The sequence below is a fragment of the Lactiplantibacillus sp. 30.2.29 genome (genome assembly GCF_018991255.1).
Lineage (GTDB): Bacteria > Bacillota > Bacilli > Lactobacillales > Lactobacillaceae > Lactiplantibacillus > Lactiplantibacillus pentosus.
Genome location: NZ_JAGYGU010000015.1, coordinates 68,434 through 83,352, shown reverse-complemented (window position 1 = coordinate 83,352; position 14,919 = coordinate 68,434). Strand labels below are relative to the sequence as shown.

Here is a 14,919-nt window from a genome sequence, read left to right as displayed (position 1 = left end):
CGGCCTTAATTATTCCGTCGATACCCATGTTCCTGGTCGACTGCGGCCTGAGCCGCCAAGTTCAGATAATTGAACGGTTCATCGAAATTCGGTGAGAAGAGCATATCCATAAAGGCCAGCTCATCAATCGTGTTACCGTTATGAATAATCACTGACAACGTGTTGGCTGATTGCGAGACTTCGTGGGCACTCATCAATTGGCCGCCTAGTACTTTACGGGTTTGCTGATCATACACCAATTCGATGGTGATTTTGGCAGTCGTTGGCATGAAGTCTGGTCGATAATTGCCTTCATAAACGGCCGTCTTGGCTTCAAAATGGGCGGCTTTGGCTGCCGTGAGCGTCATCCCGGTGCAAGCAATCGTCTGCCCAAAAATCAACATGCCGGTCGTCGCCTGTGTGCCAATCGAACCGAGCCGTTTGTCAAAAATATTGATCCCCGCTAAGGCGCCTTGACGAATCGCGTGCGAAACTAATGGCATATAGGCGTGATCTTTGGTGGGGTTAAATTTGACCTCCGTTACATCACCGGCCGCAAAAATGTCAGGATTCGAAGTCCCCATGTAGCGGTCCGTCACGATGGCACCCTGCTTCGTGCGGTTGACCTGCCCGGCCAGCAATTCTGATTGCGGAATGACTCCGGGACAAATGACGGCCATATCATAGATAGTTTCAGAATCGGCCGTCGTCACTTGCAAGCGATTGTCGGGCGTATCTTGAAATCCAGTGACTTGGGCATTGGTACGCACGTCAATGCCGTGACTCGTCAATAAGGCTTCAACCTTGTTCGCCAGATTGGCATCCAAGTATTCATCAATGAGCTGTGGCCCTCGTTGATATAAGGTGACAGCGTGCCCAGACTTGATATAGCCCTCAGCAAGCTCCACCCCGGCATAACCGCCGCCCACAATGGCAATTTGTTTGGCATGCTGAGCAGCCTCATAAAGTTGCTGAGCCTGTTCACAAGTCTTGCACAGCATCACTTTCGGGTTCTCGACACCTGGAATTGCCGGAATCACGGTCAGTGATCCAGTCGCCATAACCAATTTGTCATAATGGTCCGTTTCCATCGTCTTGGTTTGTAAATTTTGGGCCAAAATGGTGTGTTTTGTCGCATCAACCTTGATCACATCATGTTGCATCCGCATTTGGACGCCTTGCTTACTGAACTCATCAGGATTAGCGTATAGCGCCTGGTCCAAATCCTTAATGGTTCCCCCTAAGTGTAGATAAGTACCACAGGACATATACGAAATCGTCGCGTGCCGCTCATACACGGTAATTTCAGTGCCTGGATAGTATTTCAAAATTTGCCGCATGGCGGCAATCCCCGCATGTGTACAGCCGATAATAGCAACTTTCATTGATTCGACCACAGCTTTCATAAAATATTAAAATTAAACCACAGAATGGTTAAACATTCATTTAGGTTGACGTATACTTAGAGTATACAGCGATTTGGTTATTTTTAAAACGATTCAATGACTTAAAACTTACTATAAAAGGCGATGGAACTTATGGAACCAATTTACCGCTACTTCGTACAACCCCAATTAAACTTATTGAATAATACCGTCTATGGTTATGAACTGCTCATTAAACAGCTGACGCCAGATGGTTGGCGCCTACCAGAGTCCTTTGCGGCCATTAGTTCCAAGACGACCTCAGACTTATTGATTGCCACGACGAAGATTCTGGCACTCAAGGTCCGCTACTGTGCGGTCAATATCAGTCGTGAACAACTGATGGACACCACGGTCGCTAAAGCCATTATTCAGAGTCAAGTCCAACTCTACCCTGCCAAGCTCGTCGTCGAATTGACTGAGGAACGCGGGCCTAAGCAGTACCCAGATACGCAGTTGATCCCACACTTACGGGGGTTCATTGAACATGGTATGCAGCTTTCACTAGACGACGTGGGCACCGGGATCAATGATTTCAAGAGCATTCAGGAGATTCTGCCATTAGCTTCCGAATTAAAGTTTGCCTTGCAGAATTTCCGCAGCGATATGAAGGACCCCAAAATCCAACAGAAGTTACATTTCTGGCGTGCCATCAGTAGTGAATATGGGTTGCGTTTAATTCTCGAAGGCATCGAAGACGAGGATGACGACCGCCTAAGTAGTCATTTTGACATTAATTTACGACAAGGCTACTACTATGGCAAGCCGCAATTATTACGGCTCCCTGGCGATCCCATCAACTTTGAATTACCATTCGCTCAAGCTTAATCGTCACCACCACACAAATAGCTGCGTCAGTCATCCAGTTTTTTTACTCGATTTCCAACAACTGCTATTATCGAATCCAAAATAACACCCGTTAGTCTCAGCAAGTTACTGAAACTAGCGGGTGTTATTTTGATGGCTCTAATTAAAATCAGGCAGGTAGCCTGCGCAGGCTAATCGTTATTCTTTGATAAACGCTTGAATTGCAGCTTCAAACTTAGCTAATTTATCATTGGCTTCATCGAGGGTGTCGCCCAAGGTACCAATGTAGAACTTGATCTTAGGTTCCGTCCCAGAAGGCCGAATGGCGATCCAAGTGCCGTCTTCTAAGTGATATTTCAAAACATTGGCTTGTGGTAAATCGATTGGGGCCGTGTGACCATCCGCAAAGCTTTCCGTTTGGCTCTGGAAGTCTTCCGTCCCTTGAACCGCGTAACCAGCAAAGTCCGTTGGGGCTTCGCTACGGAACTTGGTCATTAAGGCTGCAATCTTGTCACTACCACCGACACCGTCAAATTCTTCAGAAGTCGTCTGTTCACGGAAGTAGCCATATTCCTTAAATAGGTCTTGAAGCCCGTCATAGAGGTTCTTACCTTGTTGCTTGTAGTAAGCGGCAACTTCGGCTAATAAGACCGTCGTTTGGATGGCATCCTTGTCATGGACGAATGGCTTGATCAAATAGCCATAGCTTTCTTCAAAGCCAAACATGTAGGTGTGTTCACCGGTGGCTTCAAAGTGTTCGATTTGTTCAGCGATATACTTAAATCCAGTTAAGACGTTGATCATCGTAACACCATAGGAAGCCGCAACCTTCGTCGCAAATTCGCTGGAAACGATCGATTTGACCGCGGCAGCGTTCTTTGGTAAGGTCCCTGCATCCTTGTTGGCTTGCAAGATGTAGTGTAATAAGACGGCCGCAATTTGGTTCCCAGTCAATAAGACGTATTCGCCATCTGGTTGCCGAACAGCTGTCCCCAACCGGTCAGCATCTGGGTCGACCGCAATCAATACATCGGCACCTTCCTTTTTCCCTAAATCGATCGCCATCTTGAAGGCTTCTGGGAATTCAGGGTTCGGGAACTTGACCGTTGAAAAGTCAGGGTCAGCGACTGCTTGTTCCTTAACGACACTGAAGTTTTTGAACCCAGCGTTCTTCAAGGCTTTTTCACCCAGCATCCGACCAGTCCCGTGCAGTGGCGTGAAGACCAGCTTCATGTCTTTGCCAACTTCATCGACTAATTTTTGGTTGATCGTGACTTCCTTGACCTTTGCCAAGTAGTCTTGGTCGACGTCATCACCGATAATCGTTTCAGTCTTGTCAGCTAATAATTGTTGTTCATCAGCAACCGCAATGGCGAACACGTCGTCAACTTTCCGGATGTATGACGTAATCAAATCGGATTCCTTTGGTGGCATTTGACCACCATCTTCACCATAGATCTTATAGCCGTTATACTGCTTAGGATTGTGGCTAGCCGTGATCATAATGCCGGCATAGGTGTGTAAATGCCGTACCGTGAAGGACAATTCTGGAGTTGGCCGCAAGCTTTCAAACACGTATGACTTGATGCCGTGTTGCCCCAAGACCCGTGCGGATTCGTGGGCAAAGTCTTCAGAATGATGCCGTGAATCAAAACTGATCGCCACGCCGCGTTCCTTAACATCGGCGGGTAGCGTATCCATGAACCGGGCTAACCCTTCCGTTGCCTGACGAACAGTATAAATATTCATCCGGTTGATTCCAGGTCCGAGGACCCCGCGCATGCCGGCAGTTCCGAATTCCATTGGTTCATAAAAGGCATCTTCTAAGGCTGAATCATCACCAGCCATCGCCGTTAATTCTTGTTTTAAACTTGTTTCAAGTGTCGCTTGGTTTTTCCAGGTATTATAAGTATCTTGCCAACTCACAAAAACCATCTCCAATTCCGATATTTGTTAGTGCTTACAAAAATAGTATACAACATTGCTAGGCTTAACAAAGTAAAATTTACTAAGAAAATCCATTAATCCCCGACTTTCGCGCGGTTAGTTCGTTAATGTAAGCGCTGTACAGGGGCGCTAACCAAGTGTCGGTTTGTAAAGTCAGTCGCAAAACTTGCTATAATGAATCTTATAAGGAGGGCGACATGACTTTTTATTCATACAACTACTTAGTCCATCAAAACAGCAATCATACGCTAATTCAGCTCGGCATCATCGGTATTACAATTTTAATCATTGCCGTGCTCAGTTGGCTCTGGTATCGTCACAAGACGGACCTCAAATACCGTGATTTATTCATTATCATGGTTCTCTTATTATTGTTACTCGTCGGTATTCAATACAATGAATGGGAGAGCTTGCAAAATAGCTTCAATCAGAAGTCGCAGGTCACCCAAATCATGCAGCGGGTGGCCAAGGAAAAGGGCGTTAAGAAGACGGCCGTCTGGTCCAACACGAGCTCCGTCAGCAGTGGGATGCTCATCAAAGTTCAGGACCATATCTACAACGTGACCGTCAATACGGATGGCAATAGCTATACCCTGACCAAAGCGACCCCGATTCAGTCTAAAATCAATTACGTTAAGGAGGGTGAGTAAATGTTCTCATACTGGGATGTGACCATCAAACTCGCACTCGGGTTATTAACTATCATCATCCAAATCAACCTCTCTGGTAAGAGTAACTTAGCCCCGATCAGCGCGTTGGATCAAGTGCAGAATTACGTCCTTGGTGCAATTGTCGGTGGTATGATTTATAGCACCAGTGTCACCGTGCTGCAGTATATTCTGGTCTTACTTATTTGGACGTTGTTAGTACTGGTCTTACGGTTCTTAACGAATCACAATCATTTCGTCAAACGCATGATTGATGGACGCCCACAGCTACTCATCAAAAACGGTGAGCTATTAGTCAGTACCACACTTAAAAACGGTTTGAGTGCCAACGACTTGACGTTCCGCTTGCAAACAGAAGGCATTACCGATATTCGCAACGTCAAACGCGCCGTGCTGGAGCAAAACGGGCAACTGACGATTACGCAAGTCGGTGACGACACTGTCAAATATCCGCTGATCGTCGACGGTCAAGTCAACACTGATGCACTGGAAACCAGCGAGCACGACGAAACGTGGCTACTGACACAGTTGCAGGCACAGGGGTATCAAATCAGTGAGATTTACCTCGCAACTTATACGAATAAACAGTTGTTACTGTTCCCCTACCAACATTGAGGATAATGACTAAAAAATGCGCGGCTAATCTCAGGTTAGTCGCGCATTTTGTGTTGCACTTTAACGCCGGACAGCCATTAAGTTCAGACTTAATCACCAGCCACGAGGCGTCTCGGTGCATTTAATCAGATTTAGTTTTTGACCTTGTCACCTAACGCAGTGATGTAGTTGTAGACGCCTTGTCCGGCAGTCCCACCTTCACCAACGGCTGTGGCAACTTGGCGTAAGTCCTTTTTGCGAACATCGCCAATCGCAAAGATACCAGGAACCTTGGTCTCCATGTGATCATTGGTTTCGATCCAGCCATTTTCATCGGTAATGCCAAGATTACTGAATGGCTTGGTAATTGGGTTGATCCCAACATAAATAAACACACCATCGACTGCAATTTCGCTGTCTTCGCCCGTCTTGTTGTTATTGACCTTAACCGCAGTGACCTTCTTATCGTCACCGACGATTTCCGTCACATTACTGTTCCATACAAATTCAATCTTAGGGTTTGCGAATGCCCGGTCTTGTAAGATTTGTTGTGCCCGCAATTGGTCCCGACGATGAATCACCGTGACCTTATCAGCGAGCTGCGTCAAGTACGTCCCTTCTTCGATAGCGGAGTCCCCACCGCCGACAACGACCACGTGCTTGTTACGGAAGAACGCACCGTCACAAACGGCACAGTATGAGACACCCCGGCCACCATACGTATCTTCGCCAGGAACGCCTAACTTACGATATTCAGAACCGGTCCCAATGACGAGGGCCTTCGTTTCGAACGTATCACTGTCGGTCGTCACGATTTTGACATCGCCACGATCCTCAACAGATTCAACACTACCATAAGCATATTCAGCCCCAAATTGGGTCGCTGATTCATACATGTCTTTAGCCAAATCCGGCCCTAAAATTGATTTAAAACCAGGATAATTTTCAATTGCGGCGGTATTATTCATTTGTCCACCATAGATTCCGCGATCTAATAGCAGTACTGATAGATTGGCCCGTGAAGCATAGAGGGCGGCTGTCATGCCGGCAGGCCCCGCACCAATAATAATCACGTCGTAACTCTTTGCCATTTCTAAAGACCCCTTCCACTTAAATTACTATGACGCCTAATATACCCCCAAAATTTACATTTGTCGACTATCTTGTTTGTACACAACCGAAATCAACGCGCCACATCGTATTCCGTCTCCTTGATGCCTGTATTCATAAAGTCATATGGGCTCTGCATTTTATCGGCATCCCAACTGGCGATTCCAACGACCAATAAAATTTCTAAGGCATTCAAACTGGCCGACCGCTGCAAATTCTTCGCAAAGTTCGTTTTGATTCGGTCAGCCGCAATCTGGGCCCCGGGTTGGTTTGAAAACAACAGAATCGCCCAGGTCGGGTTGTCCTGGTCCAGCGAATACGTGATATCGTTATCGCGAGTCGCGGACGTGATCGTATCCGAAACGAGGCGTAACAAATCACGCACTTGTTGTTCACTCATCATCCGCCGAATCTCATTATAATAGCGCACCCGAATAATTACCGTCGTGACTGGCAGTTGAAAACGTCGATTCGTTTCAATGAAAACGCGGGCATCCTGAATATAGGCGACGGTCGTCCGCAGATTGGTCTGCTCATCAAAAGCCCCACGTTTCATCATATCTGCGCGTAGTTTGGCGTTAGCGGCCTGCAACTGGGTCAGACGCCGCGTCATCCCATAGAACGTCACTGACAACAACAAGGGCATGAGCAACCAAAAAATCATCATCAGTGAAAACATCGCGTGCTGAGTCGTGTTGAGATAGATCATGACGACCGCCTGCACGAAGATAAAGGCGAGGTTCGCCATCAAACCCACGATGACGCCAAAGAAGTAGGTCATCAAGATCATGACGACCGTCACGCCCAAATAAAGCGTGTTTAACGTCAAATTGGGCGTCAGGGCCATGAGTACCGCCATCGTACAAATCAACGCTAAAAACAGCAGCAAATAGATGTCAGCGAGCAGTGACGCGCGTTGGTCATCATTCATGATGGTCATCCCTCCGTTCTAGCAACCCGTTCTTACGAATAATCAGAAAACCGGCAATCAAAATCAGCACCATGATCAGCACGGCAATGCCCAGATAAAGCACCAGCTTCGAATTTTTCTGCACCACCGTTTTGACCGTTGTCTGATCTTTAACCGTCGCGTGCTTCTTAAAGCGATAATCGTTGTGGTTATTATCATGGTCGACCACAATTGCATCGCCCTGATATTGCGCAATATTGCGTTGAAAGTTGATTTGTGTCGACGCACGATAGACATCACTGGATTTGGCAGCGGTCACCACTAACAGGCCAGAATGCGAATTGTACGGCGAGCGCAGTAGCTGGACCGTGCCGATATTTTGACCATACGTCTTTTCGATACTCAATTTTTCATTCGACACGAAGCCCGTAAAATGGCGATCGTATTTAAAATACAGATTGGAATTGAGCGCGCGGATGAACGCATTCTGCTGGGGCGTTCCAAACGCGATGACGTTACTATTTTTCAACACCTTTGAACTTGGCCGATGCGTATAAAATTTGATCTGTCCGGTATTACTTTTGGCATAGGTCCCAATCAGATTGAAGATGTTGGTCAGTGTCTGATAATCATCCGCGGTCAACCGACTCGGCCGAACGACGGCCAACTGATTGAAGGTGTCATTTTTCAGAAACAAATACGGATAATTCGTCAACAATAAGTCAGCGACCGGTTGCGATTTGATGGTCGCCTCAGAATTCGAGCGAATCAGGGCCCAAGGTGTCTGTGCATTGTTGGTCGCAGTTTTTCCAGGGAGTTCCAAGTCGAAGGCCACTCGAATCGTAAAATCATGCCCCAACGCCTGACCCTTAGGCAAACTAACGGTCAGTTCGTCGTCGTCCGCGTTGGCTGCAGTCAACCGTTTACTTCCCAGGGCCTTATCATTGACGTAAACGGTCACTAATGACCGTTTAAAGTCCAAATTCTTGGCATACCGGAAGTGAATCCTAATTTTAGAGCCATTGGCGTTGGTCTGATCGACTGGCAAACTGACAAAATAGGTACTCGATTGGTGGTTAGCACCCGTCAAATAATCGTCACTCGTCGTCAGTTGTGTCTTGCCGCCATTTCGGACCTCCGAAGTGTACGTGGCCGTCTGAGCACTAATCGTTTTCGTGCTGGCAGTCGTTTCCTGCATCAACTCCTGATTGGCAATGAAGCGACTCGCCTTTTGTAACAGTTGAGCGGTGCGCGCGGTAACAATTAAGGTGTGGTGGCCATCATGATAAACCGTCTTAATGACTGCCCGTTGCGCTAGTTCGGAGGGTTTAATCTGGCGTTGCAACGCCTTGGGCAAGTGCGCATAAGTGGCGATGACCAGCCGATAATCCGCATTTTTTGCCGCCGTCGTATCGGCAGTCGTGACTGGAATTTGATTAGTTTCGGTCGTAATCGTTCGTGCTTCACCCGTCAAGGCGTACATGCCAGCCGTCAACTCACCATTCGTCGCTTGTGCTGGCAAAATGATCACTGAGTTAGCGTTAGCAATCGTATCCGTCCCCGAAAAATGGGCGTAAAACGACTTGATAGCAGTCGTCGGCGCTTTTAATTGATAAGTAAAATTCGCGTTGGCGCCAGAATAAATCGTCAACCAATTTGCTGGTGTCTGAATGCGTTGACTGCCTTTGTCACCGGCTTTAGTGACGATTTGGCCACTAATTTTAAGCTGGTTCTCACCTTGTAACAAGCGCAATGGCACGTTCACTGTTTTCGTCTGCAGGCCAGTCTGGTTGCGCGGTCGAAAAGACTCAAACTTGGTGCCATTGAGCGACAACGTGATATCTGAAGTTTCTCGATTCGTTAATTGAGAGACTTGGAAATTCAGGTTGATGGTCACTTTTTTGACTTGCCAGTAGTCCATCTTAATGAAGTACATATTAGCTTCGACCGCGTCACCAGATAGCGTCGTCGTTGTGTTTTGAAACGATTGCGTGTAGGTCTGAGTCTTATCAGCCGCTTGACCAATCAACGGATGGGCAAGTGTCCAACCACTGCCGCCCAGTAACGCCAATACGACTATTCCCCACAGCAGCCAGCTATTGATAGCGTTTGGTCTTATACCATTTTGCTTGTTGATGAAAAACTTGTTCACGAACATACCCCACCATTCCATGTGCGGCTACCGCGAGCCACATTTGACTATAAACAACGTACATAAAAATAATAATGAGTAAATTGGCCAGCGTCATTTCACCCTTTTCCGTCGTAATCGTGACAAAGGTGCTAATGACAAACGTGATAACGGCCATTACCCACAGTGCATTACTGAACCCAACTAAGTTCGAGTGTGCGATGCCAGCAACCGAAAGCACAAACATGCTATCGGACAAAATTAGTGATGTCATCAGTAAGAAATAGATGGCCAAAAAATACAGCAAATCAAATCGAATCGGTCGCCCCGATTTGGTAAACAACAGTCGCGCATTTTTTAAAATCACGTAAATGTTGCCTTTGACCCAGCGCGTCCGTTGGTGAAACCAGACATCCAGCGTCTGTGGTTCCTGTTCCCACGTGACGGCGAGCGGTTGAAATCGGATCCGATACCCCATTCGGTAAACGCGAAAGCTGATTTCGGTATCCTCCGCCAAGGCCTTAACGTCCCAGCCGCCAATTTTTTCCAAAATATCGCGTCGAATCACATAATTCGTACCAGGAATCGTACAGAGTTTGAACAACTTCTCGCGCCCCGCTTGCGCCATCCATTGAAAAGATAATGTCTCGATATTAATAAACCTTGTCAGCAGTGACGCGTTCTTATTCCGAGTCCGAAATTTACCAATGACCGCGGCCAACTGGGAGTCCTGCATTAACTCAGCCACTAAGTATCGCAACGCACTGCGCTGAGGCGTATTGTCGGCATCATAGATTGAAATCAACGTGCCTTGCGCCTGCTTGAGCCCAATGTTCAGTGCGTTCGACTTACCCTTACCGCCGTTAGTCTTATCGGTATTGATAACCTTGAGATTGCGATGCGGATAGAGCGACTGCACCTCAGCTAGTAATTCAGCTGAGTTATCATCCGAATTATCGTTGATAATAATAATTTCATAGCGGTCCTTGGGATAGTCGAAGTTCAGTAAGGCTTGTAACGTTTTAACAATGACGATGCCCTCATTATGGGCCGGCACCATGATTGAAACGAACGGGACCTGCGCTGGCAATTGCGGCTTAGGCTGCCGCACCTTTTGTAAATAATTAACATAACCCGCAATCGTCAAAATCACGTTCACGACGAGGATGCCCCAAATCGACAACACCGCTAAAAACAAAAAATAATCTAAAACACTAATGATGCGTTCCCCCTCATCCATCATGTTTATCTGTGCCAACTCGTTAATTGTCATGGATAATGATTAAAGCATGCTAATTGTTTGGATTGTTGTTCGTCAGCCGGTGATCTCCTTATTCCGACTTCCGGGGCCGGCTGACAACGCTGGAACAGGGCGGACATCGATTTGAACTCACGCAGAAAATCACTGCGCAATTTCAAATACGAGTCTTCTTCTAGCTCGGGAAGACCACCCGGACAAGAAGAACTTCGCCCTTGAGCATTGTCAGCCGGCCCCTACAGTCGGGAACCCGCTCGAATGGCAGATGAACGGCCACCTAACTTGGTGCAATTGACCACTGAATATTTAGTGACTGGACCTTCAGGCAAACTTTCAATCGGTATCGGTGATGCTTTGTGGCATTTGAGTACTGAGAGAATTATCCAGATATTGCTCACTCATCTCAATGCCTCAAATTTCAATGGTAACTAGTCTTGAATTTAGTCGATAAAATTACCTTCGCTTATAATCGGAGATTTTGTTATCCCAGACGACTGAAGAAGATTCTGACAAGTTCAGTGAGGTCGCTTGTCTGACAGTATAAGTAAGGAACTTTAGTTATCATTAAAGACTAATCTGACAGTTGAATATCAAAGTGACTGTGTACCAAGTAACCAACGACTAATCCAACAAAAAGTTGGGTCCGCACATGTCCGCCTTTCGAATACCATCCCGGCTGGAAGGTGTTTCTGACAATGCTCAGCGATGAAATTCCACTTAGCAAGCGTCGTATGCTTGGTTAGTGGAAGACCAGTATTTAAGACGTGGGCTTTCGGCTTAAATCTGTGTCCATCGCGTTCCAGCGTTGTCAGAAATACCTGGAAGCCGGACTAGGAAGCATCCACCACAGCAAGTTTACGATAACTCGCACTTTTTCCAGCGGGTCTCAGCTGGGAGCCCTTAAACTTAGAAAATAGCATGCTTCAATCATCTTTGATGCTCAATCATAGCCAGCACAACGCGTACTAGTTGTATGAGCTGACTTGTTGCTCGTCAGTCAGCCCTTCAGTGACTGAATGCAACCCTACTTTGGTTTAAACATATTGAGATAAACGCGACGGCCGATGACAATGAACAACCCAAAGATGCCTAAAGTCAGTGAAAAGAAGACTAGCAACACGACCCCTTGCGTTTTGAAGAAGCGGTTCATCCAACTTTGCGCTGGTTTAACGGGTGCCAGGGTCTAGGTCTTCGGCGCTTCATTGGTCACTTGCGTCGCTGCACCATTTAAGAAATAAGTCCCCTGGTGATAACCAATCGTCGCAGTGCCTGCCTTGATGAGCGTTTGCGGCATCTGCTGGGTTGGATCATACCATTGATAATTCATGCGGTGGATACGACGCGTAACGTCTTCCAAACTCGCCTGACGATTCGGCATCGTCATCGTTAGGGCCGTTGGAATCGCAAAATCCAATCCTGAGCGGCTCAAATTCGCGCCTTGTTTGACTGATTCAAACGATGTCGCACTGATGCCATAAAACGCCTGCTTAAAAATGGTTGCCTGATTGTCCTGATGGGCATAAGTCGTCGTTGCCGGATTAGGAAGCAAGAGGACTTGGTTCGCTTTCGCCAAGGAATTCGTCCGATAAACGCGATCTTGATTCCAGTAAGCTGAACTACTAATGCCCACTGGGTAGACTTGGTTTTGCGCAAACTGAATCAAATAGCTATTCATCAACTTATTGAGTCCCGGACCACTACTAGCCGTGACGCCACCAACAACCGGCGTTTTCAGGAAAATAACGCCGCCCCGGTTTTCCACGCGCCGTAACACTTTCGCAAAACGTTGATAGGCTTTAAAACTGCCATTGTCACCAACCGTCGTCGTACTTACGGCAAATGGAATACCTTGTGCATATAACCAGGCGCTGAGTTGGTCGAGCAATTCGAGATTGGAATACGGCGTCACCTTGGCAATCGTCAACAGTGGTTGATAGTGACCACTAGTACCGAATAGGGTCGCGATGGTTTGCGTTGCCAACATGAATGCGTAGCCGCCCGTCGACAGAAACGGCAAATACCCGTTGCGGTCAACGATCGTTCCATAGGGGTAACGTCGGTCATTCAACGATTGCGGCGTCAACCAACCAATTGTTCGGGCATCCGTTGGCAAATCCGTCAGCGTTGTCAGCGACGTTTTGAACGGCAATAATTGCTGCACGCCTTGGTGCGCGGCCTGTAAACTAAACTGCTGTTGATAAAGATTCGTTCGGTGCGCGTGAAGCCGTTGTGCCTCCGTAGCTGTCAGATTCATCCCAATGTGTAGCTGCGGACCGTTAAATCGATTGCGGTCACGCACAAACGCTGCGTTATCGAGCTTCGTCTGAGGCCAATTGATTAGCGTCACCACACCTGAATAATCGGCTAATTCACCAGCACGGTAGTCCTCAGCCGCCATCGTCGTCACCCGCACATGCAGTCCGGTCAAAATCCGCTGGACCGCCGCAATTTTTGCCTGCCCATGATCAGCCACATTTTGAGAGTCGTATACGAGCAAGACTTGCTTGGAATTTTCGGCCGCCTGCACGGTTTTGGGGGTGGTCACAACCATCATCGTTATAACCAAACTGGCGAGTACTAGCCACCAACTTGCTTTACGCATCCGATGCCTCCTCTCGATAAGCATGCCATAGACGATGATTCAAAATATCTGAGATAAATAATAAGAAAATCAAATCAATACTGACTGGCACCATGAATAAGTGCTTGGCAAGGTCAGCATCGCCGTCACCAATCAGTGAAATAACTGGCACAAAAATAAATATCGTCAGTAAGCCAAGGACTAGAAAGAACCGTAAAACACCCTCAATGCGCTGTTGCCGTATGTCATTATAAAAGCCGACCAAGTAGACGATGACCAACGCGACGGCTAATAAGCAGTTGAAAGCAAATTTTTGCGGGAAGAAGGCCCCTGCGAGCTGACTATAGGTCGTAAAAAATGTCAGCTGTTTACCGGCAGGTGCGCCGGAAGCCTTCGTGTAATCACCAACCGCCTTGACCTGCGTAATCATGACATCCGCCGCAGCCAGATCCATCAGTTTACCGAACTGTTTAAGGTGAGTCGCATAATATTTCACGACCCAACCGACACCTAGCTTAGCAATCAGGTTCTTTTTGACGTACGGTCCCGAAGCCTGAATCGTCGCGAATTGCTTCGCATAGTAATCCTGCGACTGCATCAAGGCGTACTGCTCATCGATGCCACTTTTGGCTAAGTCCTTACTCGGGTCAGTCGTCTGCGTCAACACACCATGTGAAAACGTCTGATAAGTATTGATATCGACGAAGTCCTGCCCGATTAATTTGTAGGTCAGCCCACCCGTTATCAGTAACGCGCCCATGCCCAGCAATAGATAGACACGCATGGCACGTGCGCGAGGCAAGAACAGCAGGCCAATCGTAATGACCACAAAACTCAAGGCCAACGGGGCATTTTGCGACTTGTTGGTAATCAGGAGGCCACTGCTGAGAAAGTACAGCAGAATTAACGGCCACCGTCGTCGATAGCGTTGCCGAGCAAGTAATAAGAACGAGCCGAATGCAATTAGCGTTAACCCAAGCATCTGCGGCTCAGCAAAAAACGAATTGAAGTACAAGGTAAATGACGAGTCGCCAAACACGAAGACGACCAATCCAGCAATCACATAATTACGCCAGCGTTTAGACGGAAACGTCAGGGCATCCGTCAACAGATAAATCCCGACTAGGTACAAGCCGATGTTGACGAGCGCCATAAACCGGATATCAAAGACGGTGCGACTATAAAATAGCTTGTTTAAACCAATTGCGAGTTTGACAAACAAAGGTTGTGATGAAAAATTAACGGACTGATAATCGTTGTAATATTTCATCAAGCCAAATTTTTGCGTCACAAAATCAAAATAATTGTAGTGGCTTCCTAATAACTTATAGATGCCATTCGAATACATTGCGCGATAAAAATCACCATTGTCGGCCAATCCGTTAATCGGTGGCACCAAGGCAACGTAAGCCGCTAGCCCGGCACAAATCAGGGTCGCTAACAGCGGGGGCGGCAGTAAGCGTTGCAACCAGCGCAATCCGCTTTGCAGTCGTTGTTTAACTATCGTCAC

12 protein-coding genes are annotated in these 14,919 nt (G+C 47.2%); 4 read left to right on the top strand and 8 right to left on the bottom strand.

What is annotated here, in order from left to right; genetic code table 11:
- Nucleotides 1–5 precede the first annotated feature (5 nt).
- A complete protein-coding gene (locus tag KGF65_RS09950; protein ID WP_216748387.1) occupies nt 6–1,364 on the bottom strand; it encodes an FAD-dependent oxidoreductase in 1,359 nt (452 codons plus the stop codon).
- 153 nt (nt 1,365–1,517) lie between these two features.
- Here KGF65_RS09950 and KGF65_RS09945 point away from each other — a divergent pair, with 153 nt between their 5' ends.
- The gene (locus KGF65_RS09945; protein WP_056952487.1) at nt 1,518–2,231 is read left to right on the top strand and encodes an EAL domain-containing protein; all 714 of its coding nucleotides are present in this window, start codon (nt 1,518–1,520) and stop codon (nt 2,229–2,231) included.
- Between the two features lie 177 nt (nt 2,232–2,408).
- Here KGF65_RS09945 and KGF65_RS09940 read toward each other — a convergent pair whose 3' ends face one another.
- Nucleotides 2,409–4,136, bottom strand: coding sequence for a phospho-sugar mutase (locus KGF65_RS09940; protein WP_021336671.1), 1,728 nt, complete (start codon nt 4,134–4,136; stop codon nt 2,409–2,411).
- Between the two features lie 218 nt (nt 4,137–4,354).
- Here KGF65_RS09940 and KGF65_RS09935 point away from each other — a divergent pair, with 218 nt between their 5' ends.
- Entirely contained in the window at nt 4,355–4,807 is a 453-nt protein-coding gene (locus KGF65_RS09935; RefSeq protein ID WP_050339138.1) for a DUF3290 domain-containing protein, read from the top strand.
- Entirely contained in the window at nt 4,808–5,440 is a 633-nt protein-coding gene (locus KGF65_RS09930) for a DUF421 domain-containing protein (RefSeq protein ID WP_216748386.1), read from the top strand.
- A 131-nt stretch (nt 5,441–5,571) separates the two neighbouring features.
- On the opposite strand, the gene trxB is transcribed toward KGF65_RS09930, so the two are convergent.
- From trxB to KGF65_RS09910, 4 genes are all read right to left on the bottom strand, one after another.
- Nucleotides 5,572–6,510 carry a thioredoxin-disulfide reductase gene (gene trxB / locus KGF65_RS09925; protein ID WP_003637846.1) on the bottom strand — a complete coding sequence of 313 codons (939 nt, stop codon included), beginning with the start codon at nt 6,508–6,510 and terminating at the stop codon, nt 5,572–5,574.
- A 92-nt stretch (nt 6,511–6,602) separates the two neighbouring features.
- Nucleotides 6,603–7,460 carry a diguanylate cyclase gene (locus KGF65_RS09920; protein WP_101873988.1) on the bottom strand — a complete coding sequence of 286 codons (858 nt, stop codon included), beginning with the start codon at nt 7,458–7,460 and terminating at the stop codon, nt 6,603–6,605.
- Nucleotides 7,453–9,597, bottom strand: a complete 2,145-nt coding sequence (locus tag KGF65_RS09915) for a cellulose biosynthesis cyclic di-GMP-binding regulatory protein BcsB (RefSeq protein WP_216748390.1) — start codon at nt 9,595–9,597, stop codon at nt 7,453–7,455. Before KGF65_RS09915 ends, KGF65_RS09920 begins: the two co-directional genes overlap by 8 nt.
- Entirely contained in the window at nt 9,536–10,813 is a 1,278-nt protein-coding gene (locus KGF65_RS09910; protein WP_101873990.1) for a glycosyltransferase, read from the bottom strand. Before KGF65_RS09910 ends, KGF65_RS09915 begins: the two co-directional genes overlap by 62 nt.
- A 273-nt stretch (nt 10,814–11,086) precedes the next feature.
- Between KGF65_RS09910 and KGF65_RS09905 the strand changes: the two genes are divergently transcribed.
- Nucleotides 11,087–11,260 (top strand): hypothetical protein, encoded by a 174-nt coding sequence (locus KGF65_RS09905; protein WP_162255266.1) that lies wholly within the window; start codon nt 11,087–11,089, stop codon nt 11,258–11,260.
- Nucleotides 11,261–12,011: 751 nt separating this feature from the next.
- On the opposite strand, the gene KGF65_RS09900 is transcribed toward KGF65_RS09905, so the two are convergent.
- Together KGF65_RS09900 and KGF65_RS09895 are read right to left on the bottom strand one after the other, a co-directional pair.
- A complete protein-coding gene (locus KGF65_RS09900; RefSeq protein WP_253954412.1) occupies nt 12,012–13,430 on the bottom strand; it encodes a hypothetical protein in 1,419 nt (472 codons plus the stop codon).
- A complete protein-coding gene (locus KGF65_RS09895) occupies nt 13,423–14,919 on the bottom strand; it encodes a hypothetical protein (RefSeq protein ID WP_105920646.1) in 1,497 nt (498 codons plus the stop codon). The genes KGF65_RS09900 and KGF65_RS09895 overlap by 8 nt, the downstream gene beginning before the upstream one ends.

Bases quoted from the DNA above. Each gene is read 5' to 3' on its own strand.
- KGF65_RS09950 (WP_216748387.1), bottom strand. From the start codon at position 1,364: ATGAAAGTTGCTATTATCGGCTGTACACATGCGGGGATTGCCGCCATG.
- KGF65_RS09945 (WP_056952487.1), top strand. From the start codon at position 1,518: ATGGAACCAATTTACCGCTACTTCGTACAACCCCAATTAAACTTATTG.
- KGF65_RS09935 (WP_050339138.1), top strand. From the start codon at position 4,355: ATGACTTTTTATTCATACAACTACTTAGTCCATCAAAACAGCAATCAT.
- KGF65_RS09930 (WP_216748386.1), top strand. From the start codon at position 4,808: ATGTTCTCATACTGGGATGTGACCATCAAACTCGCACTCGGGTTATTA.
- trxB (WP_003637846.1), bottom strand. From the start codon at position 6,510: ATGGCAAAGAGTTACGACGTGATTATTATTGGTGCGGGGCCTGCCGGC.
- KGF65_RS09920 (WP_101873988.1), bottom strand. From the start codon at position 7,460: ATGAATGATGACCAACGCGCGTCACTGCTCGCTGACATCTATTTGCTG.
- KGF65_RS09915 (WP_216748390.1), bottom strand. From the start codon at position 9,597: ATGTTCGTGAACAAGTTTTTCATCAACAAGCAAAATGGTATAAGACCA.
- KGF65_RS09910 (WP_101873990.1), bottom strand. From the start codon at position 10,813: ATGATGGATGAGGGGGAACGCATCATTAGTGTTTTAGATTATTTTTTG.
- KGF65_RS09905 (WP_162255266.1), top strand. From the start codon at position 11,087: ATGGCAGATGAACGGCCACCTAACTTGGTGCAATTGACCACTGAATAT.
- KGF65_RS09900 (WP_253954412.1), bottom strand. From the start codon at position 13,430: ATGCGTAAAGCAAGTTGGTGGCTAGTACTCGCCAGTTTGGTTATAACG.